Here is a 23,820-nt window from a genome sequence, read left to right as displayed (position 1 = left end):
GGCTGACAGGGCGAGACAGACTCCGTCGCATGGGAGCAATCATGAGCGCCGCACGCGAGTACGCGCTGGACGACGACCACCGGTGGGCGCGCCCGCCGGCGGGCGGCTGGACGGCGGACGACCTGGACCGGCTTCCGAATCTCCCTCCGCACACGGAGCTGATCGACGGGAGCCTCGTCTTCATGAGTCCGCAGACCCGGTTTCACATGCGCACCATGCGTCTCTTGGAGAACGCGCTCGTGGCGCAGGCGCCGGAACACCTTGAGGCCGTCCGCGAGATGACCATCAAGATGGACCCGCGCAACCGCCCCGAGCCGGACGTCCTTGTTGTGCCCGTGGAAGCGGACACCGGTCCACGCCAGACATGGTTCAAGCCGGAGGACGTACTCCTCGCCATCGAGGTCGTGTCCGATGACTCTGTGGCCCGGGACCGCGAGGTCAAGCCCCTCAAATACGCCCGGGCCGGGGTCCCGCACTACTGGCGGGTCGAGGAGAACGACGGTCTGCCCGTCGTGTACGTCTTCGAACTGGACCCGGGCACCCACGCGTACGGCCCGGTCGGGATCTTCCACAAGGAGCTCAAGGTCGACCTCCCCTTCCCCATCGAGATCGACCTGACCGCACTGGACCGCCGCCGCTGACCCCCGGCGCAGGAGCCGTCACGGGGCCAGCGCCGCCTCCATCACGGCCTTCGCGATCGGTGCCGCGTCGCCGCCGCCGCTGATGTCGCCCCGGTTGGCCGACGCGTCCTCGACGACCACCGCGACCGCGACGGCCGGCCGGGCCGAGCCGTCCGCCTGGGCCCAGGAGATGAACCAGGCGTAGGGGCTGCCGATGTTGCCGATGCCGTTCTGCGCGGTGCCGGTCTTGCCGCCCACCGTGGCTCCGGGGATCGCCGCGCTGGTGCCGGTCCCGGTCCGCACCACGTCCACCATCATCTGCTGGAGGCGCATCGCGGTCGCCGGGTTCATCGCCCGCTGGTAGGTCCGCGGGGCCGTCGTGGAGACGGTGGCGCCGCGCGCGGTCGTCGTACGGTCCACCAGATATGGGTACTTGAGGTCCCCGCCGTTGGCGACCGCCGCCGAGACCATCGCCATCTGGAGCGGGGTGGCCGTCGTGTCGAACTGGCCGATGGAGGAGAGCGCCAGCTGGTCGGGGCTCATCCGGGTGTCGAAGTTCGACTTGGCCACGCCCGAGGGGATCCGCAGACGCGTGTCGTTGAAGCCGAACTTCCGCACCGCGTCCAGCATTCCAGCCAGCCCCACCTTCACCCCGAGCCCCGCCATCACGGTGTTGCAGGAGACGGTGACCGCGTACGCCAGCGAGGCGTTGCCGCAGCCGCTCGCCTCGTTGGGGAGGGTGGTGGAGGTGTTCGGGAGCACATAGGGGTCGGGGGTGTCGGTGGGCGCGTTGACGTCCGTGACCGCCCCGGAGTCGAGCGCGGCCGCAGCCGTCACGATCTTGAAGGCGGAGCCCGGGGGATAGGTCTGCCGGATCGCCCGGTTCAGCATCGGCTGGTCCGCGTCCCTGGTCAGCCGCGACCAGGCGCTCGCCACCGCCCTGCCCGTCCCCGAGAGGAGCCCCGGCTCGTACGAGGGGCTGCTGACCAGCGCCAGGATCTTCCCCGTGGACGGGTCGAGCGCGGCCACCGCGCCCTTCTTGCCGGCCAGCCCGTCGTAGGCGGCCCGCTGCATCGACGCCCTGATGGTGGTGACGGCTCGCCCGCCGGAGTGTCGGCTGCGGGTCAGGTCGTTCCACAGCGGGAACACCGAAAGGAGCGAGGAGGTGCCCGACAGGACGGGGTCCTCCGCGTTCTCGACGAGCGTGGTGCCGTACGTCTGCGAGGCGTACCCGGTGACGGGCGCGTACAGCGGTCCGTACTTGTAGGTCCGCTCGTACCGCAGCTGCTGGCCGGTGTCCTTCGATCCGGTGACGCTCTCGTCTCCGACCACGATCGCGCCGCGCGGCTGGTGGTAACGGGCGATGGCCAGGCGGCGGTTGGCGGGGTTGGCGTCGAGCGCGTCGGCCTGGAAGACCTGGACGCGGGCCGCGTTCACGAGCAGCGCCACCAGCAGCACCAGGCAGAAGGCGGCGGCCCGCCGGATGTAGCGGATCACTTCGCGGTTCCCTCCACCGACGGCTCGGGCCGCGCGATGACGCCCGTCTCGACCACGGGCAGCGGGCGCCGGGCCAGATCACTGATCCGGATGAGCAGCGCCACGATGATCCAGTTGGTGACCACGGACGAGCCGCCCTGTGCGAGGAACGGCATCGCCATGCCGGTGAGCGGGATGAGTCCCATCACGCCGCCCGCGATCACGAACACCTGGAGCGCCAGGATCGAGGCGAGGCCGATGGCGAGGAGCCGCCCGAACGGGCTGGCCAGGCTGAGCCCGGCCCGGTAGCCCCGGGCCACGAGCAGCGCGTACAGCAGGAAGATCGCGCTCAGTCCGGACAGGCCGAGCTCCTCGCCCGCCGTGGCCAGGATGAAGTCGGACTTGGCGGCGAAGCCGATCAGGATCGAGTGCCCGAGGCCAAGACCGGCGCCGAGCGTGCCGCCCGCACCGAACGCGAAGAGGGACTGGGCGAGCTGGCTGGGGCCGAGGCCCGCCTCGATGGTGGCGTACGGGTTCAGCCAGTCGGTGACGCGGCCGTGCACATGGGGCTCGAAGAGGGCGACCGCGGCCGCGCCGACCGAGGCGAGCAGGAGCCCCACCGCGATCCAGCCGATGCGTCCGGTCGCCACGTACAGCATGACCACGAACAGGCCGAAGAAGAGCAGCGAGGTGCCGAGGTCGCGTTCGAGGACGAGCACGCCCACGCTCAGCAGCCAGACCATCACGATCGGGCCGAGCACGCGCCCGGTGGGCAGCTGGAGCCGCCAGATCCGGCGGCCGGTGTAGGCGAGCGCGTTGCGGTTGGCGGCGAGGTAGCCCGCGAAGAAGACGGCGAGCAGGACCTTGGCGAACTCCGCGGGCTGGAAGGAGTAGCCACCGACCCTGATCCAGATCTTGGCGCCGTTGACCGCGGGGAAGAGGATCGGCACGAGCATCAGGACCAGGCCCGCCGCCATCGAGAGGTAGGCGTACCGCTGGAGGACGCGGTGGTCGCGCAGGACCAGGACGACGGCGAGGAAGAGGCAGACCCCGAGCGTCGACCAGACCAGCTGGGCGGGGGCGGCCCGGCTGCCCGGGGTCGCGAGGTCGAGCCGGTAGATCAGCACCAGGCCGAGCCCGTTGAGCAGCACCGCGATCGGCAGCAGCAGGGGGTCGGCGTACGGGGCGCGGAAGCGGACCACGAGGTGGGTGAGGAGCGCGAGCAGACCGAGCCCGGCCCCGTAGCGCGCGGCGTCGGGCGGCACCGCGCCGTTGCGCGCGAGGCCGACGTCGACGTAGCCGAGGACCACGATGAGGACGGCACCGACGAGCAGGGAGAGTTCGACGCCCCGTCGTTTGGGGAGGCGGAGCTCGGGCGGGGGCGCGTCCGCCGCCGACGGTGCGGTCATGCCACGCAACGTAGCAAGATGCAGGCCTTATATCCCTGTATGTCATAAGGTGCCGAACCGAATGCGTGACAGCTCGTCAAACCTGGCACCTTGTCCGCCCCGCCCGTGTGCCCCGGGCGCCCTCCGGGCCCGCGACCCGGGCGGAGCCGGCCTCGCGGGCCGAACGGCCCGTCCGGATGAGCCGGGCGCCCGAACGGCCGCTCACGCGCGAAGAGTTCGCGACCGCCAAGTCCCGGCTCCTCGGCGGCCGGGCGGCCGGTTCAGCACCAGCGCGGCACGGCGCCGATGTTGTCGATGTAGAAGGCCGACCCCCAGGCCCAGGTGCCGTCGGTGAGCAGGTACCAGCGGTCGTTCCCGTTGACCCGGTCGCCGCCGGTCTTGCAGAAGATGTGCACGATCGACCCGTACGGCGCCTTGCCGACGATCCTGCTGCTGCGGGTCGGCCGGTCGCGCAGGAGCAGGCCGCCCTTGGCGGTGACGCGGCCCTTGTACTCGTTGTGCGTGGCCTCCTCGGCGGACGCGGGCGACGTCGCGGCGAGCACGGCCACGGCGGCGGTGGTCACGCAGAGGCCGAGTGCGGCACGGGGGGAGCGCAGGGACATGGTGCCTCCTGGAGAGAGCCGGGGCCGCTGGTGAGCGACCCTCAATTCGCCTGCCTCACACTAAATTCGCTGCTTTGAGTTCGCAAAGCGTAACGATGCGTCACACGGTGCGGGGGCCGTCCTCGGCGCCGGGCGTCTCGAAGCCGACGTACTCGGGGAGTTCGAGCCGGGCCACCGCCCCGCCGTCCGGGGCGTTGCTGAAACGCAGCTCGGCGCCGATCACGGCCGCCTGCCCCACCGCGATCGTCAGACCGAGGCCGTGCCCCTTGCTCCCGGCGTCGGTGCGGAAGCGCTGCGGCCCGTGGTCCAGGAGGTACTCCGGATAGCCCGTGCCGTGGTCCCGTACGGTGACGACCGGGCCCCGCACCGTCAGCTCGACCGGGGCCTTGCCGTGCTTGTGGGCGTTGGCGACCAGGTTGCCGAGCACGCGCTCCAGGCGGCGCTTGTCGGTCTCCACGCAGGCGTCCCGCACCACCGTCAGGACGGTGTCCTCCTCGGCGGTGCCCGAGGCGACCGAGGCGCGCACCACCCGCTCCAGGACCGGGGCCAGCAGCTGGAGGTCGAGGTCGACGGTCTCGCTGCCCGCGTCCAGGCGGGAGATCTCCAGGAGGTCCTCGGTGAGCGAGCGCATCGCCTGCACCCGGTCGCGCACCAGCTCGGCCGGGCGCCCCTCGGGCAGCAGCTCGGCGGCCGCGTGCAGACCGGTCAGCGGGGTGCGCAGCTCGTGCGCCACATCGGCGGTGAAGCGCTGCTCGCTGAGCAGCTTGCCCTGGAGCGTGGAGGCCATCGTGTCCAGCGCTCCGGCCACGGTGGCCACCTCGTCCTGCGGGCGCGACGGGTCCTTGGTGCGGGGGTCGTTGACCCGGGCGTCGAGGTCGCCCGCGTCGATCCGGCGGGCCACCGTCGCCGTCTGGTGCAGCCGCCGCGTGATCCGGGTGACCGCGAAGACGCCGACCAGCAGGGTGGCGCCGATGGCCAGGATGGACGAGCCGAAGATCGCCTTGTCGAGGCCGTTGATGGTGCGGGCGCTCTGGGTGTAGTCGAGCTCGGCGGCCAGCGCCTTGCCGTCCGCCGGGCCCGCCGCCCACATGGTGGGGCGGCCGTGGTCGTCGTCGACGAGGGTGCCGCGCTTGCCGGAGAGCGCGAGCGCGCGCAGCGAGGCGGGCAGTTCGGGCGGGTCGAGACCGGCGCCGGGCGGCAGTTGTTCGCCCGCCTCGTACATCTGGGTGACGGCGGCCAGCTTGTCGAGCGCCTTGTTGCGGGCCTCGCCGACGGTCTGCCGGGTCACCGAGACGTGCACGAGCGCGCCGAGCAGCGTCGCGAGCGCGCAGCACATCACGGTGATGAACACCGCTGCCTTCCAGGTGAGCGTCGCCGTCCAGGCGGGCAGCGGCAGGCGGGGCGGCCTGGATATCCGGGGGGTCTTCATGGTGCGTCCGCCGTCGGGGTGGCCGACGGACGCGCCGTCGGCGGCTTCTTCTTCGGTGACGGCGGGGCCTGCCCGGGGCCGGAGGGCACGGGGTGCTTGCCGCCGCTCTCGCCGCCCGGCTTGCGGCGCACGATCTCGTCCCGGGTGGGGAGCATCGCCTGCTGGTGGTCGTCCCAGGACCAGGCGGTGCGGTACTCGTAGCCGGGCATGCCCGCCGACACCGACCGCAGGATCACGTCGCGGCCCGCCAGGTCGACGCTGATGATCTGGTCGACCGTCGACATGATGCGGATCAGGCCGCCGTCCTTGGCCGGCATGTAGCAGCGCACCGCCAGGTTCTGGTCCGGCATCCGGATGCCGAGGATCAGCTCGTCCTTGCCGTCCCCGGTCAGATCCCGGTAGTACGGCCGGAGCACCGGGCAGCCGGCCGGCTTCTGCTTGCAGGCGCCCAGCTGGCGGACCGTCTCGTCGTACAGCCCGTCCTCGCCGCTGTAGGTGTTGGGGTGCGCCTTCACCTCGGCCTGCACCACGGCGACCGGGTTCAGCTGGTGGACGTCGCCGCCGTGCACCTTGATGCCGGGCACCTGCTCCGTGTCGGTCTGGCCGTAGTCGTTGGGGGTCGCCGACGCGGGGGGCAGGTCGGGCCACAGGTGGATCGGACCGGCGGCCGTCGGCGTCGCGCCCGCACTCTCCAGGTGGCCCGCCCCGCCGCAGCCGGACAGCAGCAGGACACCCACTGCGGTCAGCAGGGGTGCCAAGAGTGCGATGCGGCGGTGGCGGATCAAGGTGCTCCTGTCGTGCGGTCACCCCAGGCTATTTCACCTTCCGCCGCGGCTTCGCCGGAGCCCCGGTGCGTTATTCCGCCTTGACCAGGTCGGCATAGAAGATGATGTTGGCCGAACGGTGCCCGTCCTTGATCGGACCGCCACAGGTGACGAGGCGGAGTTCGGGGCGCGCGGTGGGGCCGTAGACCTTGTCCGTGGGGAAGTCCGTCTTCTCCACCTGCTGGGTTTCCCTGATCTTGAACACCGCGGTCGAGCCGTCCGCCCGGCCGACCTCGATCAGGTCCCCCACCTTCATGTCCTTCACGTTCCGCATGAGCGCCGGACCGTTCGCGGTGTCGTAGTGCGCGACCAGCACCGAGGCCCCCTTCTCGCCCGGCGTGACGCTGCCGGTGTACCAGCCCGCCTGTTCGGCCCGGTCCACCGGCGGCACCTCCAGCTCCTGCGCGGAGTCCACCCCGAGGCGCAGCACCGGGCTCGCGTCCACGCCCGCGGAGGGAATGACGAGCCGGGTGGGCTCGGACGCCCTCAGCGGGCCGACGGCCGCCTTGGCCTGCGTGGTCGCGACGTTCCGCACCCGGACGTCGGGGGCCTTGGCCACCGGGTCGGGGGTGCAGGCCATGAGCCCGCCGCCCACGCCGAGGGCGAGCACGGAGGCGACCGCGAGCTTGGCGGTGCGGGGCAGGGTGGTCGTCGTCATGCGTACGACGCTAAATGTCCGGCATTGCGGCCTTGCCCCGCATGTGTAACGGATGGCCGTAGGCCGGCGGGCGGTGCTGTTACGCGGCCTACTGCTGGTACGGGTTCTGGCCCTGCACGGGGCCCGGCTGCGGCTGCCCGCCGTACGCCTGCTGCGGCGCGGCCTGCGGGGCGAGCAGCCCGTCGGCCTGCTCCTTGGTGATCCGCTGCTCCAGACCGCAGAAGGTGCACTGGGTGCGGTACCGGGTGGAGACCGGGAACAGCGGAATGAAGAACAGCGTGAACTTCGTGACGTACTTGCGCACCCCGTGCGCGGACGGGTTGCCGCAGTTGCCGCACACCAGGGTGAGCATCGCGAGCTGGTACAGGTAACTGCGGGTGCCGAAGATGATCATTGAGCGGGTCCCCTCCCGGATTCCAGTGTCGTGTCGCGCGCAAGCGTTGTGGCCATGACCTTCCTGCGCCCACCGCGTGGTGACGACCCCCACCCGGCTTATTGCCCTCACGGGCATCGGGCTGTTCCCATGGTCGGGGTGGGGTGATGGGGCATGGCAGGACTGCGGGTCACACCGGTACACCGGCACGGACAGGCGCGACTGTACGTCAGCCTTCCGGACGGGCGCAGCGTCGCCTGGTACGACCGCGACACCGGACGGGTGTCCCTGCTGCTCGACGACCACCGGGACGACGTGCTGGCCGCACTGCGCCCGTACGCGGTCGGCGAGCTCGTGGTCGGCCCGCCACCCGTGCCCACCTCCGCCGACCTGGTCCGGCTCTCCCTGCACCCCGACGACGACCTCGCGCCCAACCGGCCGGGCGAGGCGCTCCTCGCCGAGCTGGAGCGGGGCGAGCCCCAGCGCCGCTTCCGGGCCGACCCGCGCCGCGGCGAGCTGGCCGCACAGCAGCTCGCCGGGGCCGCGCTCGACCGGCTCGAAGCGGCGGGCTGGCGGGTGCTGCACTCGGTCCCGCTGCCCGGCCGGGCCCGGATCGACCACCTGGCCGTCGGTCCTGCGGGCGTCCTGACCGTGCGCTCCCTCGGCGCCCGGCGCCACCGGGTGCGCATCGCCGACCCGCTGGTCACCGTGGGCCGCGCCGCCCCGCTGCCCCATCTGCGCGCCGCCCGGCACGAGGCCGAGCGCGCCTCCCTCGCCCTCGCGGCCGCCGTCCGCCCGGTGCTCGTCCTGGTCGGCGCGGAACGGGTGGAGCTCGGCCCGCCCGGCGTCCGTGACGTACGCGTCCTCATGGACAGCGAGCTCCCGGACCTGGCCCGCCTGGGCGGCGTCCTGAAACCCGCCGACGTGGAGTCCCTGTACTGGACGGCCCGCGACCGCCGGACGTGGTCGCGGGTGTGAGCGCGGGGCGGCTCACCCGCCGGGGCGGTCACGGCAGGCGGCCCGCCAGATCGGGGTCGGCCAGCGGCGCGAGCAGATCGCCGTCCCGTTCCAGGCGGGGCCCGATGTCGCCGATCAGGAACGTCAGGTCGGCCGGGTCGGCGCACGCCTCCACCTCCGCCCAGGACACGGGCGCGGACACCGTCGGACGGTCCTTCGCACGCACCGTGTAGGGCGTCGCGGTGGTCTTCGCGGCCGCGTTCTGGCTGAAGTCGACGAACACCCTGCCGGGGCGCTGCGCCTTGGCCATCTTGTGCGTGACCAGCCCCGCCAGGGCCGCCTCCGCCTCCCTGGCCAGCGTCTTCGCGTACGCCGACACCTGCTCGGAGGGGGTCGGCTCCAGCGGGCTGAGCAGGTGCAGCCCCTTGGCGCCCGAGGTCTTGGCGTACGCGTGCAGCCCGTCCGCCCGCAGCCGGTCGCGCAGCCAGCGCGCCACCACGCAGCACTCGACGACGCTCGCGGGCTCGCCCGGGTCGAGGTCGAGGACGAGCCGGTCGGCCTGGGCGGGGGCCGCCGCCCGCCACTGCGGGGTGTGGAACTCCACCACCAGGTTCGCCGCCCACATCAAGGTCGCCAGATCGGACACCACGACCTGGCGCGCCCCCGCGTCCTCGGAGCGGGGCACCGGGGCGGTCGTCACCCAGGAGGGCGTGCCGGGCGGCGGATTCTTGGTGAAGAAGCGCTGGCCCGCCGGGCCGTCCGGGAAGCGCAGGAACGACACCGGGCGATCGTCCAGCTGCGCCAGGAGCGGGCCGGAGACCGTGGCGCAGTAGTGCAGCAGCTCGCCCTTGGTGGTGCCGGTCGCCGGGTACAGCACCTTCTCCAGATTGGACAGCGCGATCCGCCGCCCCTCCACCTCGGTGATCGGCGTCATACGATGAGAGTCCCACGAACCACGCGAACCACACTCCTCGGGGACGAAGAGGAGAAACAGTGCGATCCATCTGGAACGGCGCGATCTCGTTCGGCCTGGTCAGCATCCCGATCAAGCTCGTGAACGCCACCGAGAACCACTCGATCTCCTTCCGCCAGATCCACACCGCGGACGGCGGCCGGGTCCGCTACCGCAAGGTGTGCGAGCTCGACGGCGAGGAGCTGACCACCGACGAGATCGGCAAGGCGTACGAGGACGCCGACGGGTCGATGATCCCGATCACCGACGCCGATCTGGCCTCGCTTCCGCTGCCCACCGCCAAGACGATCGAGATCGTCGCCTTCGTGGCCGCCGACTCGATCGACCCGCTCCAGATGGACGCCGCCTACTACCTCTCCGCCAACGGGGTGCCCGCCGCCAAGCCCTACACCCTGCTGCGCGAGGCCCTCAAGCGGAGCCGGAAGGTGGCCATCGCCAAGTTCGCCCTGCGCGGGCGGGAGCGGCTCGGCATGCTGCGGGTGGTCGACGACGTGATCGCCATGCACGGGCTGCTCTGGCCGGACGAGATCCGGGCCGCCGAGGACGCCGCCCCCGAGACCGACGTCAGCGTCCGCGAGGCCGAACTCGACCTGGCCGACGCCCTGATGGACACGCTCGGCGAGGTGGACATGTCGACCCTGCACGACGACTACCGCACCGCCGTGGAGGAGCTCATCGCCGCGAAGGCGGACGGCGCCCCGACCCCGGCGGAGACGGCCCCCGCCGCGCCCGGCGGCAAGGTCATCGACCTGATGGCGGCCCTGGAGAGCAGCGTCAGGGCGGCGAAGGCCGCCCGCGGCGAGGGGGACGCGGTCGCCGGGGTCACCGAGCTGAGCTCGCGCAAGTCCGCGGCGTCCAAGAGCGCGCCCGCCAAGAAGACGGCGGCGAAGAAGGCCGCCCAGAAGGCGCCGCAGAAGAAGGCGGCGCAGGCCAAGACCTCCCAGGCGCGCAAGACCACCGCCGCCGGGAAATCCGCCGCGGCGAGTCCCAAGTCCACCGGTGCGAAGAAGTCCACCGCCACCACCGCGAAGAAGACCGCGGCCAAGAAGACGACGCCGAGGAAGCGGGCCAGCGCCTGACGCCCCCGCCCCGGCGCGGGGCCTCGATTCGATAACGGAAGGGTTGCGGCGCGTCCGTGCTGGCGAAATGGATGGCCAGGGGTGTGAAAGGGGTGCGGCCATGATGCGGAGAACCGGCGACGGCCGCACCCGTACCGAGGCCTCCGGCAAGCCGGTCCCCTATGTGCTCTCCGTCCTGCCGTACGCCGTGATGGCACTGGTCGTCGTGGCCAACCTGATCGCGGGGCCCACCGTCGGACTGCTGCCGCTGGTCTCGCTCGGGCCCGCCTTCGCCGGTCTGGTCGGCGGCTGGCGGCGCACCGTGGCCATCGGGCTGATCGCGCTGGTCGCCGGGGTCGGGCTCGGGATCTACAGCGAACTCTTCGAGGAACGCCGGGGCTTCGCCTCGCTGGCCGCCGTCGCGGGGGTGACCGCGGTGGGCGTGGCCGGCAGCGTCATGCGCCAGCGCCGCGAGGCCGAGCTGGCCGGCATGCGCTCGATCGCCGAGGTCGCCCAGCGGGTGCTGCTGCGGCCGGTGCCGCGCAGCGCGGGCCATCTGCGCGCGGCGGTCTCGTACACCTCGGCGGTCGCGGAGGCCAGGATCGGCGGAGACCTGTACGAGGTCGTCTCGGCGCCCCAGGGGGTGCGCGTGATCATCGGGGACGTGCAGGGCAAGGGGCTCGAATCGGTGGAGACGGCGGCCGTGGTCCTCGGCGCGTTCCGGGAGGCCGCGCACGACGAACCGGACCTGCGGGGGGTCGGCGCGCGCGTCGAGCGGGCGGCCGCTCGCGCCCTGGAGGGCGAGAAGTTCGTCACCGCGATCATCGCCGAGCTCCACCCCGCGAACGGGGCGCTCTTCCTCAACTACGGCCATCCGCCGCCCCTGCTGGTCCGTGCGGACGGTTCGGTGTCCTTCCCCGAACCCCCTCGGTACGCGCTGCCGCTCGGCCTCGGCCTCGGCTCGGGGGAGGGCCCGCAGCCCTTCACGGTGACCTTCGCCCCCGGCGACCAGCTCCTCCTGTACACCGACGGCGTCACCGAGGCCCGCGACCGGTCGGGCGAGTTCTACCCCCTGGGCGCCCGCACCCCGCTCCTGAAGGACCCCGACCCCGAGGCCGCCCTGGAGGCCCTGCGCCGGGACCTCATCCTCCACACGGAGGGCCCGCTGCACGACGACGCGGCCATGCTGCTGCTCCGCCACCGCGCGTAGCCCCGGCCACCTCCCGGTACTGGGTCCCCTACCAGGGGCGCGGGGAACTGCGCGATCAACCCAGCACGGCCCGCCAGGCGACCGATCATCCGCGGAAGCGGCTCAGTCGCGAGATGTTCTCGCGCTGCGGTTCGCCCGCGGACCGTGCGTGGCTGGTCGCGCAGTTCCCCGCGCCCCAGGGGATGGTGCTGGACTGGGCTTCAACGGCTGGCCCGGGACGCCGGGCGGCGTGGCGCCGAGCCGGGTCGAAAGGGTTGCTCAGGGGTGGGCGGGGCCGCCGCGCTGGAGGTGGGCCGTGAGCTGCTCCAGGACCGGCCAGGCCGCCGCATCCGTGCCGTCGCCCAGGACGTAGTGCAGCGCGGGCTCGGACGGCGGGCCGAGGGGGACGGGGCGCAGGGCCAGCGGGGGGCGTTCGGCGTGGGCCAGGCCCACCGAGCGCACCCCGTCCGCGCCCAGCGTGTACGAGACGGGGATCGGCGGCGCCTCGAAGTGGGCCGGCACGGCCAGATCACGGCGGCCCCGGCGCAGCGAGACGAACATCTGGTCAAGCCCGTGGTCGGCGGCCAGCGTCTCCGCCAGCGCCCGCACGGCGTCCAGCGGGGGCGCCTCGTCCGCGCCGTACCCGAGCGTGAGCGTCGCGTCCGCGGCCACGCCCCGCTCGACCCGCGTGACCCGGAGCCCGGCGAGCGCGGGGCGTGCCGGGTCACCGACCGCGAGCAGCTGGGTGGGCTCGGGCGCGCGGTCGCGGGCGAGGTCGGTCAACTGGCGTGCGGACCAAGGGAGGTTGATGGGTTCGGCGGTGCCCCAGCCCGCCGGGCCCGCGCCGGTCAGCGCCTGCCAGGCGGCCTCCAGGGCGCGGCCGAGCACCAGGTTCTCGTCCGCGACGTGCACCGTGCGGAACGCGACGGCCAGCTGCCGCTCGGAGGTGAGCGGGGGCGCGCCGAAAGCCTCCGCCACCACGGCCTCGCCCTTCGCGTCGAGGGCGGGCGCGAAGGTGCCGTCCTGCCAGCGCAGGACCGCGCCGGACAGCCCGTCGTAGTAACCGCAGTCGGGGTCCTTGACCACCCACCGGTTGGGCGCGCCCGTCAGCGCCGTACGCAGCGGAAGGCTGAGCCGCACGCCCGGCGGCGTCACGATCTGGAGGGCACGCCGGCTCTCCACGGCCGCGCGCAGGATGTGCGACAGCCAGGCGGTCAGCGCGATCAGCGGCCGGTCGCACATGACGACGGCGGTCGACCCGGTGAGCACGTCCACCGTCGGGTGGGCGCCGCCGGTCGCGGGCCGCGCGCTCACCTCGGCGTCGTCCACCGGGACGACGTCGGTGCTCGCGGCGCCGGGCGGCCAGGTGGCGCCGCCGAGGAGGGTGGTGAGCCGCCCGGCCACCGAGCCCGCGAGCCGTTCGGCCTCCGGCACCGCGGTGGAGGCGCGCGCCTCGGTCCACCAGAACGGGCCCTCGGGGGCCTCGACCTCGCCCCCCAGGAGCCGCTCCGCCTCGCCCGGCACCTGGACGAGCAGCGGCGCCTCCAGGGAGACGAGCGGGCGCCCGTCCGCGGCGCACAGCTGGACCACCGCCCCGTCGTGACCGGTGTCGACGGCGAGATCGGGCCCGCCCGCGTACAGCCCGGCGAGCAGCGCCCAGGTGTCCGGCATCTTCGGGGTGAGGGCGATGACGTCCTTGGTCACGAGAGCTCTGCTTCTTCCTGGTGGGCGAGGGCGGTCTGGACGAGCTGGTGGCGGCGGCCGCGACGCACCAGGAAGCCGCGGCCCGGCGGCTGCGCGGACGCGTACAGGCCGGGGAACAGCTGGCCCTCGGTGCGGTCGCCGGTCATGACGAGCGCCGCGGTGCCGGTCTCGCGCAGGGTGGTCAGGAACGGTTCGTACAGTGCCCGCGCGGAGCCCGCGACGCGGCGGGCCACCACGAAGTGCAGCCCGATGTCCTGCGCCGAGGAGATGTACGGCAGGAACGGGGCGAGCGGCTGCTGGCCCGCGGTGGTCAGGATGTCGTAGTCGTCGACCAGGATGACGATGCGCGGCCCGTCGAACGAGGGCCCGTCCGGCAGCGCGTCGTGGTCCACGGTCTCGTCCGGCAGCCGCTTCTCCAGCTCGGCGGCGATGCCGGAGGCGAGCCCCGCGCTGATCTTCGCGTTGTGCGCATAGCCCCCGCGGTACGGCTCGGGCACCACGCCGCGCAGTCCGCGACGCGGGTCGAACACCGCGAAGACCAGCTCCTCGTCGCTGTAGCGGGCGGTGAACTGCTGGGCGATGAGCTTGAGCAGGTTGGTCTTGCCGCACTCGTTGTCGCCCAGGATCAGCAGGTGCTGGTCGTGCTCGAACAGGTCGAGCAGCACCGGGTCGAGCGCGTCCTGGTCGACCGCGATGGGGATGCGCCTCGGCTCCGCGGCCGGCGACGGAAGCCGCTGCGCGGGCAGCCGGGTCGGCAACACCCGTACCGGAGAGGCGAGTTCACCGTGCCAGGTGGCTCGCACCGTGCGGGCCGCGTCCTCCAGGGCGGGGCCCAGGTCGGCGGCGGACGCCACCGAGTCGGTGCGCGGCAGCGCGGCCTGCGCGAACAGCTTGCCGTTGGTCAGCACCCGGCCCGGGGTGTCCTGGGCGAGCGTCTCGGACAGCTTGCGGTCGATCGAGGAGTCGGACGGGTCGTTGAGGCGCAGCTCCAGCTGGGTGCCGAACATCGACTGCGTCGCGATCCGTACGTCGTTCCAGCGCAACATGCCCGCCACGATGTGGATGCCGTAGCCGCTGCCGCGCTTGAGCAGATCGGCCACCGCGTCGTCGAGGTCGTCGAACTCGTCGCGCAGCGCCCCGTACCCGTCCACCAGCAGCACCACGTCGGTCGAGCCGAGCTCGGGCAGCCGGCCCTGCGCGCGCAGGCTGCGCAGCTCGTCCACCGAGTCGATGCCGTGCTCGCGGAACAGCTCCTCGCGGGCGGCCAGCATGGCCCGCACCTCCGCGACGGTGCGCGCGGCCCGCTCGCGGTCGGCGCGCCCGGCGATCCCGCCGACGTGCGGAAGCCCGGCGAGCGCGGCCAGGCCGCCGCCCACCAGGTCGAGCCCGTACAGGGCCACTTGTGCCGGGGTGTGGGTCAGGGCGAGGGACAGTGCGAGGGTGCGCAGCAGCGTCGTCTTGCCGGACTGGGGCCCGCCGATGACGGCCACATGGCCGCCGGCCACCGTCAGGTCGAGCGTCCAGGGGCCCTGCCACTGCCGGCCCGGATCGTCGAGCAGACCGAGCGGCACCCGCATCGGGCCCGGCCGGTGACTGAGCTGGAGCCCGTGCTCGGAGACCTGGAGCGGACCCGCCGCCGCGTCGAGGCTGATCGCCGACGGCAGCGGGGGCAGCCAGATCCGGCGCACCGGCTCGGCCGCCGTGCGCAGCTGGTCGACCATCGCCGACATGACGGTCGGCCCGGTCTCGCGCTCGCGCATCTGCGGCTCGGCCGGGGCGTCGGCGCTCTCCTCCCGCGCCGCCGAGTTGAAGGTCGGGTACGGCCAGGCGAGCGGGGTGTCGTCCTGCTGCTCCAGGACGGCGGGGCCCCGGTAGGCACCGGAGACGTAGCCCGCCTTGAAGCGCTCGTACGTCGAGGTGTCGACCTTCAGATAGCCGAAGCCCGGCAGCGGCGGCAGGTGGAAGGCGTCCGTCGTGTCCAGGACGGTGCGCGACTCGTCGGCGGAGAACGTCCGCAGACCGAGCCGGTAGGAGAGATAGGTGTCCAGGCCCTTGAGCTTGCCGCCCTCGATGCGCTGGCTGGACAGGAGCAGGTGGACGCCGATGGACCGGCCGATCCGGCCGATCGACAGGAACAGGTCGATGAAGTCCGGCTTGGCGGTGAGCAGTTCACCGAACTCGTCGATCACCACGAAGAGGTGGGGGAGCGGTTCGAGCTCGGCCCGCTCGGCGCGCAGCGCGGCGTAGTGCCCGATGTCGGCCACGTTGCCCGCGTCCTTCAGGACCTGCTGGCGCCGCTTGACCTCGCCCGCGAGGCTGGTGTGCACGCGCTCGACGAGGCCCGCCTGGTTCTCCAGGTTGGTGATCACCCCGGCCACGTGCGGGAGTTCGGCGAACGGAGCGAAGGTCGCGCCGCCCTTGTAGTCGACCAGGACGAGCGCCAGGTCCTCCGGCGGATGCCCGGCGACCAAGGCGAGCACCAGCGTGCGCAGCAGCTCCGACTTGCCGGAACCGGTGGCTCCCACGCACAGGCCGTGCGGGCCCATGCCGAGCTCGGAGGACTCCTTCAGGTCGAGCAGCACCGGCTGGTGGCGGTCGTCGAGACCGATCGGCACCCGCAGGAACGCCCGCTCGCCGCGCGGCGCCCACAGCCGGTCGATGTCCAGGTCCGCCGGGTCGTCGATGCCGAGCAGCTGCGGGAAGTCCACCGGCCCGGTCACCGGGGTGCCCTCGGCCACCGACTCGGCGGACAGCCGCAGCGGCGCCAGCATGCGCGCGAGGCCCTCGGCCCCGGCCGCGCTCACCTCGTCGGACAGGCCGTAGGACAGCGGCGGGCTCGGGTTGGCCGGATCGCGCAGGTCCTCGACCGTGATGCGGTCGCCGTCGACGCTGATCCGGACCGTGACGTGGTCCGGCTCGTGCACCTGCTGTTCCAGCAGGTGCAGCACCGTCACGCCCATCTCGGTCAGGCCGACCGCCGAGTCGGGGCGCGGCAGTTCCTCGGCCGGGGCGCCGTACTCGTCGCTCACCACGAGCAGCCGGTCGATCAGCCGCAGCGCGTTCCGGTCGGACAGACCCCGCCGTACCTCCGCCGCGTACGAGGCCCGCTGCCGCAGGTCCGTCCGCATCAGCCGGGCCAGCTGCGGCATGCTCGGCGCGATCCGCCGCGCGGCCACCGGGCCGTCGCTCTCCAGCGCCTCCAGGACGTGGGGCAGCCACTTGGCCCACTCCCACTCCTCGATCCGCTCACCCGGTACCCCGAGCGCGATCGACAGGTCGTCCGGCGCGTGCGTCACGGCCGCCTGCACGAGCAGCGCCCGCGCGACCCGCAGCACCCCTTCGCGGTCCCCGACGACGCTCACGTTCGCGGCCCGGTCCAGCGGCACCGTCAACGGCGACTCGGTGGCCGTGGCGTACCGCGCGACCAGCGCCCGCGCCTCGTTCAGCATGAACGGGTCCGGCGGCGTCAGCACCCCCTGGGCGCTGTTCTGCCCGATCGACAGGTCCTGCGTGGGTACGGGGCCGGTGCCCACCCGCACCCGCAGGAAGTCGGCGTCGCCGCGCCGGCGCTCCCACAGCCGCGCCGGGTCCCGCACCAAGTCGTACAGCGCCTGCGGCGGCGGGTTCAGGAGACGGGCCCGCAGCCTCGACTCCCGCTCCACGGCGCCGAGTTGCTCCCGCTGCTCCTCCAGGTACTCCAGATAGCGCTCGCGCTGGGTGCGCCGGGTGCGCTGGGCCTTGCCGCGCTGGGACAGGAACAGCGCGACCGCGCCGAGCAGCGCCACGACCAGGACGATGGCGCCGAGGCCCGCGAACTGGCTGTTGCGGATCACCGTCATCATGATGACCGAGCTCATCACTCCGGCCATCGGGAGCAGCGCGGTCGCGGCCGTACCGGTCTTGCCCTCGGGCAGGTTCGGCGGCGGCTCGATGGCACGCGGCGCCGCGGGGGCGGCCGGCCGGGTGGAACGGGCCGGGCGGTGGACCTGGTGCAGCGTCATCGCACCCTCACCGCCCGCTCCATCGCCTCGGCGGCCAGCGCGACGGCGGCCTGCCGGGTGGCCCGGCCGAGCAGTGCGGTCTGGATGGGGCCTCCCTGGGCCAGATGCCGGTCGTAGGGGACCGGGAGCACGGTGACGCCCGCCTCGCGCAGATGCGCGGTGGCGGCCTTCAGGTCGAGGGTCATGTCGGGGGAGTTGGCGGTCAGCGCCACCACGGTGGTGGCGAGCGCCGAGTGCGGCAGCTGGGCGAGCCAGTCCAGGACGAGCCGGGTGCCGCCCACGCCCTCGGCGGTCATCGGGGCGACCACGATCCGGGCGTGCGCGGTGTCCATCGCGGTACGCGCCACCTCGCCGGGCAGCGTCTCGCAGTCGACCACGGTCACCGCGAAGTACCGCCGCAGCGCGAGCGTCACCGTGCGGTACGTCCGCATGCTCAGCGGTGCGCCGAGGCGCCCCTGGCTCGCGGGCAGCAGCCAGCCGCCGTCGGTGACCGGCACCAGGTAGCCGGTGACATCGGTCAACTGCATGGCGGGGGTGAGGATCTGGGCGAGGTCGCCGCAGGACCAGCGCACCGACTCGGCGCCCAGCCGCACCGGCAGCGTGCCCAGCGCGCCGTCCGCCTCCAGGGCGAGCACGGGGTCGTGCCGGTAGTGGTTGAAGCTCCGTGCGAGCAGCGCGGCGACGGTGGTCTTGCCGACGCCGCCCCGGATCGAGGTGACCGCGATGACCCGCCCGGTCGTCACGGGCTGCTGCAACTCCCGCCCGATCCGGGTCTCCTCGGCCACGTCCTGCGCGGCGGAGGAGGTGAGCCTGCGCATGGAGCGCCCGGCCCGCTTCGTGACCGAGTCGCCGTGCACCGGCCGCCCGAGCGCCACGGCGAGCCGGGGATCGACGGTGGGCACCGACTCGGGCGCGGCCATCGGCACCGCGGCCTCGCGCCCACCGGGGACGCGGAGTTCGGGCAGGGTGGCGGGGCGGGTGTTGGCCGGGGGCGGCACGGGCTCGGTCGTGCGCATCGGCAGGGCGCCGGGGCGGCCGTCCGGGGCGCTCTCCTGTATGGCGGCGGCGGCGCGCGCGGCCGCGAGGGCGTCGAGGGTGCCGGCCACGTCGAGGCCCGGGGTGTTCGCCGGGGTTCCCGTCGCGGCGGGGTGCCGGACGGCCGGGGCGTGTCCGGAGGCGCCGGGCCGCCGGGAGGGCGGGGTGCGGCCGCCGCTGTCCGCGGCGGAGGCCTCAACGCCCGCCGTGGGCACGGCTGTTGCCGCCGCGCGGGGGTCGTCGGCCGGGCCGGGCCCGGCCCGGCGTATCCGGAAGGTGCCTTCCGCGGGGCCCGGGTACGGCCGGGCGTCCGGCGCCGCCGTGCCCTGCGCGTCCGGCTGCGCGGCCGACCCCGCCGAGCCGGCCGCATCCCGCTGCGCGGCCTCGTTCAGCTCGCGCAGCACATCGCGCTGCCAGTCCTCGCCCACAGCCATATCCCGACCTCTACGCCTACCTACGCGAACGTGCCGAGCAGACGCCCGTACACCCCGAACACACCGAGCACCAGCGGGAACAGCGCGATCACGCCGATCGATTCCAGCGCGTCGCCGAACCGCCGCAGCCGCACCCGCACGTGGTCGGCCGGCTGGACGACGAGCACCGCGACCGGGGCGAGCGCGAGGACCACGAGCAGGGCCAGCGGGCCGACCGCGCCGGTGCGCTCCCACCACACCCAGGCGAGCCGCCCGGCCACCGCGGCCGCGGCCGCGAACAGGCCCACGACCTCGGCGACCAGCGGATAGGCCCGCGCGCGCAGGGCGAGGACCACGGCGAGGACCGAGGCGAGCGGCACCGTCCACACGGTCGGCGTACGCAGCGCGAGGATCCCGGCGACCGCCGCGCAGGCGGCCATGACGACCGTGGCGAGAGCGAGCCCGCGGTGGGTGGCCGCGAGCGCGGTCGACACCTGGTAGCGGCTCACCGACGCCCCGCCCGAGCGGCGGTCGTCCAGGCCCGAGAGCCCGGACGCCATCAACGCGAGGCGCGGCAGCACCCCGAGCAGCAACGCGGAGACGACCACCACGATCGCCCCGGCCCGGGCCTGCCCGACCGCCGTACCGGCCCCGGACTGCGACGCGATCACGGCCTCCCAGCAGATCCCGGCGCCGGCAACGGCCCCGGCGCCGATGAGCCCGCCCCGCCCGAGCGGCGAGAACAGGCCGAGCAGCAGGAGCGCCACCGCGACGGCGGCGCCGACCGCGCCGAGCCGGGCGCCGCCCGGCCAGCCGTACGCGTCGGCCAACGTCCAGGCGCCGAGCACGGCCAGCACCCCGGCCGTGACGATCAGCGTGGTCGCGGGCCCGCGCTGCCCGGCCCGGCCGAGCACCGCCCCGGCGACCGCGCCGACCCCGGCCACGGCGAGCAGCACCGCGCCGACGGCGGAGAGCGTGAACTCGTCGCGCGCGAGCACCCCGGCCGCGAGCGCCCAGCCGACGGTGGCGAGGCCCGCGACCGCACGCCGCGAGGCGGGCCGCCAGCGCCAGGCCCGTACGTCCAGATCGTCCGCGGCCTCGTCGGTGACGTCGTGCACGACGGGCGCCGAAGGCGCGTCCTCGACCCGGACCAGCCGCAGTACCGCACCGTCCGGCACCCCGGCCGACGCGAGCGTCGAGTCCTGGGCCAGGGCCGATCCGTCCGCCGTCGTCAGATGACGCAGCATCGGCCGAGCGCCCGGCCCGTCACCGAGCAGCCGCATGATTTCGGGCAACAGCAGCCCAATGGGCTCTTCGGAGGGCAGAACGAGATCGACCCGACGCTGTTCACCGACCAGAGTGACCCGGCTCAATGCCGTACGGCTCACCGATCCCGTAGTTATCACGCGTGCGAACCTATCATCGGGCCGAAGACTTCACGGCGGGCGAAGAAGCAGGAGAAGAAGGGGGCGGAGAGGACACCGAAGTCGGCTGAACCGAAGTCCCGTACGGCGTCTTGCCGATGAGCTTGTGCGAAATGAACGACCAGCCCACACACCCCGCGCAGAGCACCGCCGCAATCACAATTCCGGCGAAAAGCTTCCCGAGGCGTTCGTCGACCGAGCGCCGTCCGCGCTGCCCTCCGAACAGAAGGGCATCGCGAAGTCGCCGACGCCGTACGGAAACCGACTCCAGCAATTGGCTGTCATAGTCCTGCGCGGCTGTCATGCCCGGCCGATCCCCTCAAGAGCCTGCTCACGCCGCACGGCGCGGACACCGGTGCGACCCTTTCTGATACGGACGGAAATCAAGGACATGCGCGAAGCCTCGCGGTGACCTTCGCGACGAAAGCGTCCGCCTCTCCCCGCGTGATCTCCACATGGTCGACCTCGTTGTGACCGAGTTCGTGGAGCCGGAGGTATTCGGTCGGCTCCCAGCGGAGATTACGGGTGAAAGCCTCGTCGTACGCCACCCCTTCGACAAAGCGCCTCCGGACGACGCCGCGCGGCCTGCTCCGCGGATGCCCCTCACCGATCTTCGCGTAGTACGTGATGTCCCGTGACGCGGGATCGCCCACGCCGGCCACGGCCTGCGCGTCGTCCGGCACGGCCCGGACGAACGGCTGCCCCGCTTCGACGCGGATACCCGACAACTCGATCACTCCCTCCCCACGGTCCCCGGCCGGCGCCCCGACGTGTTCGGCGTCGACCCGACCGGCCTGGCGCAGGCCATGGGCGACCCGGCGCACGCTTCGCCATCCCCGGCCCGGTTTTTCCGGTGGCGCGGGCTGCGCGGAGGCGCCTCGAAAAGGTAGGCGTACAACCCCGGAGATACCGTGCTCAGCCGATGGCGTCGACGGCGGCCTTGGCCTTGGAGAGCGTGGACTGGGCGGTGCCGTCGTTGAGTTCCAGGGTTCCGCGCACGAGGCGGATGATCTCGCGGACCTCGTTCGCGGCCTTGTTCCAGCGCAGTTCCTTGCCGTGGTACTCGTCGGAGACGCCGTCGGCGGTGAACTCGGCCATGGCGGCCTTCACCGCGCGGTCGCGGTCGTTGAGGACGCGCTCCAGGTTCCCGACGATTCCGGCGAGACCGCCCTGCACCTCGGTGGAGGCACCCGTGTCGTAGCTGAGCCGGTCCTGATTCTGACCCATGATCCTGATCCCCCGGTTAGTGACGTCCGCCGAAGCGGGCCGCGTCGAAATTGGCCGCCGACATGTTCTGGTGCGCGTTGGACTCCTGCTCGTGATCACCGGTGCCGAACGCGGAGTCCATCCCGGACTGCCCGCCCAGAATGTCCTGGAGCGAACCGTTCAGATCGTTCGTGATCTCGTCCGCGTGCGCCTTGAACGAGTCGAACGCGACCTTTCCGGCCCCGTTGAACTTCCCCTCCAGCGGATCGGCCGCGGCGATCAACTGCCGGATCAGCGCACCGAGATCACCACTCGACCCCTCGGTGCTCTTTCCCAGATCGGACAGAGTCGTGGACCCCATGTCGAACTTCACGCACACACCCCCGTAACAGACTGAACCACCACCACGCGCAACAGGGCGCGCCGTCTATGTCTACCCAAAGCAGATTGCACGCGCAACGCACGATCGCACCGCCCCGACCTGCCCGGATCCCTGATTTCCCAGGTGTTCGACGGGCTAGCGGTGGCGGTGCTTCGGGAACGGTTACGAACTTGGAACAGCGGCGCGGACGACATTCGCGGCATAGGTTGAGCATCCGAACCAAACACCTAAACGGGGCACTTGGCAGCGGCTGTCGGCGGGCGGGAAGGCGAGTGCGCGAGGCGTCCGCGAAGGCGGCCGGGGTACCGCCGGGGGTCTGCAGCCCCCCGGGGGTCATGTGCCGCCGGGTCGGATGACGGTCGGCCGGTGATGCCGGACGCGGGCCGACCAGTGAGCGGAGCCGGTGGTCAGCTCAGCTGGGCGTCGGCGTAGACGAACATCGCGTCCCGCTGGTAGACGGCGAGGCCGTCGGCGATCCTGTCGAAGTTGGCGCGCATCCGGGGCTCGTCGACATAGGTCTGTCCCAGACCCTTGTACGCGACCGCGTTCGGCGTCCAGAACCGGCAGACGCCCTGATAGTGGTCGGCCATCTCGGCCTGGACCGCGGGGTCGTCGACCGGGGTACCGGCCACCATGAGCTCCGCGATGCGGATCATCTGTGCCGTCACCTCGCGCTGCCACCGCTCCGAGTCCTCGGCGGTCATCGTCTCGATGGCCTGCCGGGACTCCTCCCACGCCTTGGGCCAGCGCTCGCGCACCTTCTCCGACTCGGCATCCGAGGGCTCGAACCCCTCGAACAGGTTCTCCGGCCGGTTGATCTTCGTCATGGCGTTGTTCTCCTCTGCTTCCTCCAGTTCGGCGATGGTGCGCCCGACCGTGTGGGCCAGGGTGGCGAGCCGGTTCCGTTCCGCCAGCAGCCGCTGGTGGTGCTCGCGGAGTACGGCCACGCGGTCCACCTGGCTGTCGAGCACGGCCTGGATCTCGCGGAGCCCCAGATCGAGCTCGCGCATCAGCAGGATCTGCTGCAGCCGCAGCAGGTCGGACTCCTCGTAGTAGCGGTGCCCGTTGCTTCCGATCCAGGCCGGCGGCAGCAGACCGATCTCGTCGTAGTGCCGCAGTGTCCGGGACGTCACTCCGGACATCCGGGCCACCTCCGCGATCGACCAGGCCATTGCCGTGCCTCCCATCGCCGGGCCGGTGTCTCCGGCCACACCGACGACGGTAGGAGTTGACGCTGCGGCAACCGCAACCCGGAACGACGACGGTGACCGATCGTGCCTACTTCCTCCCCATAGAGAGGAAGGGCGCTCATAGAGAGAAGGAGGGACGCTGAGGGTGGGACGGGCGGCGGGGGAGGGGGCGGACGTGGACCCCGGAACCTCGTGTAATGTTCTCCGGGTTGTCACGCAGCCGGGATGGTTCCGGGCAACCGTCCGCCGCAGGTTCTGCGGCACCCCAACTCAGCACGATCTCCCGACCGGGAGTGCTTTCGGCATGCCGAATTCCATTCCGGTCGATCCGGAAAGACTCGATTACGAATCACCGGAAAGATCGGCTAGAGTTCGGGACGTCGGAACGGTTTCAACAACCGGGAAGACACCCCGACTTCGACCGGGAATCGGGTCCGAAAGGATCTGATAGAGTCGGAACCGCCGGAAAGGGAAACCCGCGAGGGAGAACCGGAAAGGCGCCGAGGAAATCGGACACGAAAGAGTCTGATAGAGTCGGAACACGAAATACCGAAGGGAAGCGCCCGGAGGAAAGCCCGAGAGGGTGAGTACGAAGGAAGCGTCCGTTCCTTGAGAACTCAACAGCGTGCCAAAAGTCAACGCCAGATTGACAACCCCGTCCACTTCGGTGGATCGAGGTTCCTTTGAAAAGTCCATCCACCTCTTCGGGGTGTGGGTGGCAACAACACAGCGAGGACGCTGTGGACGGGCCGCCTTATTCCGGTGGTTCCGTCCCGCTCTTACGTGATGTGTGCACCCGATCACGGGTAAACATTCATGGAGAGTTTGATCCTGGCTCAGGACGAACGCTGGCGGCGTGCTTAACACATGCAAGTCGAACGATGAAGCCCTTCGGGG

21 protein-coding genes and 1 rRNA gene are annotated in these 23,820 nt (G+C 72.4%); 5 read left to right on the top strand and 17 right to left on the bottom strand.

The window, feature by feature from the left end:
• Positions 1-41 precede the first annotated feature (41 nt).
• Positions 42-641, top strand: coding sequence for a Uma2 family endonuclease (locus tag AC07F3_RS20345; RefSeq protein ID WP_479115885.1), 600 nt, complete (start codon positions 42-44; stop codon positions 639-641).
• Between the two features lie 18 nt (positions 642-659).
• Here the strand turns inward: AC07F3_RS20345 and AC07F3_RS20340 are convergent, their stop codons facing one another.
• The 7 genes from AC07F3_RS20340 to AC07F3_RS20310 form a co-directional block, all read right to left on the bottom strand.
• Positions 660-2,117, bottom strand: a complete 1,458-nt coding sequence (locus AC07F3_RS20340; protein WP_479115884.1) for a penicillin-binding transpeptidase domain-containing protein — start codon at positions 2,115-2,117, stop codon at positions 660-662.
• Positions 2,114-3,505 (bottom strand): FtsW/RodA/SpoVE family cell cycle protein, encoded by a 1,392-nt coding sequence (locus tag AC07F3_RS20335; RefSeq protein ID WP_479115883.1) that lies wholly within the window; start codon positions 3,503-3,505, stop codon positions 2,114-2,116. The genes AC07F3_RS20340 and AC07F3_RS20335 overlap by 4 nt, the downstream gene beginning before the upstream one ends.
• Positions 3,506-3,765: 260 nt before the next feature.
• Positions 3,766-4,107, bottom strand: a complete 342-nt coding sequence (locus tag AC07F3_RS20330; protein WP_479115882.1) for an SH3 domain-containing protein — start codon at positions 4,105-4,107, stop codon at positions 3,766-3,768.
• A 100-nt stretch (positions 4,108-4,207) separates the two neighbouring features.
• The gene (locus AC07F3_RS20325) at positions 4,208-5,536 is read right to left on the bottom strand and encodes an ATP-binding protein (RefSeq protein WP_479115881.1); all 1,329 of its coding nucleotides are present in this window, start codon (positions 5,534-5,536) and stop codon (positions 4,208-4,210) included.
• Complete coding sequence (locus AC07F3_RS20320) at positions 5,533-6,321, bottom strand: hypothetical protein (protein ID WP_479115880.1); 789 nt, start codon at positions 6,319-6,321, stop codon at positions 5,533-5,535. The genes AC07F3_RS20325 and AC07F3_RS20320 overlap by 4 nt, the downstream gene beginning before the upstream one ends.
• 70 nt (positions 6,322-6,391) lie before the next feature.
• Positions 6,392-7,018 carry a class F sortase gene (locus tag AC07F3_RS20315; protein WP_479115879.1) on the bottom strand — a complete coding sequence of 209 codons (627 nt, stop codon included), beginning with the start codon at positions 7,016-7,018 and terminating at the stop codon, positions 6,392-6,394.
• Between the two features lie 88 nt (positions 7,019-7,106).
• The gene (locus AC07F3_RS20310) at positions 7,107-7,412 is read right to left on the bottom strand and encodes a zinc-ribbon domain-containing protein (protein WP_479115878.1); all 306 of its coding nucleotides are present in this window, start codon (positions 7,410-7,412) and stop codon (positions 7,107-7,109) included.
• Between the two features lie 153 nt (positions 7,413-7,565).
• Here AC07F3_RS20310 and AC07F3_RS20305 point away from each other — a divergent pair, with 153 nt between their 5' ends.
• Positions 7,566-8,369 carry a nuclease-related domain-containing protein gene (locus AC07F3_RS20305; RefSeq protein ID WP_479115877.1) on the top strand — a complete coding sequence of 268 codons (804 nt, stop codon included), beginning with the start codon at positions 7,566-7,568 and terminating at the stop codon, positions 8,367-8,369.
• A gap of 28 nt (positions 8,370-8,397) precedes the next feature.
• On the opposite strand, the gene ligD is transcribed toward AC07F3_RS20305, so the two are convergent.
• On the bottom strand, positions 8,398-9,282 hold the full coding sequence (gene ligD, locus AC07F3_RS20300) for a non-homologous end-joining DNA ligase (protein WP_479115876.1): 885 nt from the start codon (positions 9,280-9,282) through the stop codon (positions 8,398-8,400).
• Between the two features lie 59 nt (positions 9,283-9,341).
• On the opposite strand from ligD, the gene ku reads away from it, so the two are divergent.
• Positions 9,342-10,400, top strand: coding sequence for a non-homologous end joining protein Ku (ku, locus tag AC07F3_RS20295; RefSeq protein WP_479115875.1), 1,059 nt, complete (start codon positions 9,342-9,344; stop codon positions 10,398-10,400).
• A gap of 103 nt (positions 10,401-10,503) precedes the next feature.
• Entirely contained in the window at positions 10,504-11,589 is a 1,086-nt protein-coding gene (locus tag AC07F3_RS20290) for a PP2C family protein-serine/threonine phosphatase (RefSeq protein ID WP_479116261.1), read from the top strand.
• A 258-nt stretch (positions 11,590-11,847) separates the two neighbouring features.
• Here the strand turns inward: AC07F3_RS20290 and AC07F3_RS20285 are convergent, their stop codons facing one another.
• From AC07F3_RS20285 to AC07F3_RS20245, 9 genes are all read right to left on the bottom strand, one after another.
• On the bottom strand, positions 11,848-13,272 hold the full coding sequence (locus tag AC07F3_RS20285) for a DUF6177 family protein (protein WP_479115874.1): 1,425 nt from the start codon (positions 13,270-13,272) through the stop codon (positions 11,848-11,850).
• Positions 13,269-17,273, bottom strand: a complete 4,005-nt coding sequence (gene eccCa / locus AC07F3_RS20280; RefSeq protein WP_479115873.1) for a type VII secretion protein EccCa — start codon at positions 17,271-17,273, stop codon at positions 13,269-13,271. Before eccCa ends, AC07F3_RS20285 begins: the two co-directional genes overlap by 4 nt.
• The gene (locus AC07F3_RS20275; RefSeq protein ID WP_479115872.1) at positions 17,270-18,742 is read right to left on the bottom strand and encodes a CpaE/TadZ family protein; all 1,473 of its coding nucleotides are present in this window, start codon (positions 18,740-18,742) and stop codon (positions 17,270-17,272) included. The genes eccCa and AC07F3_RS20275 overlap by 4 nt, the downstream gene beginning before the upstream one ends.
• A 20-nt stretch (positions 18,743-18,762) precedes the next feature.
• Complete coding sequence (gene eccD, locus AC07F3_RS20270; protein WP_479115871.1) at positions 18,763-20,127, bottom strand: type VII secretion integral membrane protein EccD; 1,365 nt, start codon at positions 20,125-20,127, stop codon at positions 18,763-18,765.
• A 13-nt stretch (positions 20,128-20,140) separates the two neighbouring features.
• Complete coding sequence (locus AC07F3_RS20265; RefSeq protein ID WP_114041390.1) at positions 20,141-20,449, bottom strand: hypothetical protein; 309 nt, start codon at positions 20,447-20,449, stop codon at positions 20,141-20,143.
• Positions 20,450-20,528: 79 nt separating this feature from the next.
• Positions 20,529-20,969, bottom strand: a complete 441-nt coding sequence (locus tag AC07F3_RS20260; protein ID WP_479115870.1) for a hypothetical protein — start codon at positions 20,967-20,969, stop codon at positions 20,529-20,531.
• Between the two features lie 91 nt (positions 20,970-21,060).
• Positions 21,061-21,372, bottom strand: coding sequence for a pore-forming ESAT-6 family protein (locus AC07F3_RS20255; RefSeq protein WP_479115869.1), 312 nt, complete (start codon positions 21,370-21,372; stop codon positions 21,061-21,063).
• A 16-nt stretch (positions 21,373-21,388) separates the two neighbouring features.
• A complete protein-coding gene (locus tag AC07F3_RS20250; protein WP_479113453.1) occupies positions 21,389-21,724 on the bottom strand; it encodes a hypothetical protein in 336 nt (111 codons plus the stop codon).
• Positions 21,725-22,140: 416 nt separating this feature from the next.
• Positions 22,141-22,905, bottom strand: coding sequence for a MerR family transcriptional regulator (locus tag AC07F3_RS20245; RefSeq protein WP_479116260.1), 765 nt, complete (start codon positions 22,903-22,905; stop codon positions 22,141-22,143).
• Between the two features lie 831 nt (positions 22,906-23,736).
• On the opposite strand from AC07F3_RS20245, the gene AC07F3_RS20240 reads away from it, so the two are divergent.
• Positions 23,737-23,820, top strand: a 16S ribosomal RNA gene (locus AC07F3_RS20240); the annotation flags it as partial.

It is taken from the genome of Streptomyces sp. NPDC045846 (genome assembly GCF_056431605.1).
This window is presented reverse-complemented; position numbering and strand designations above follow the sequence as displayed.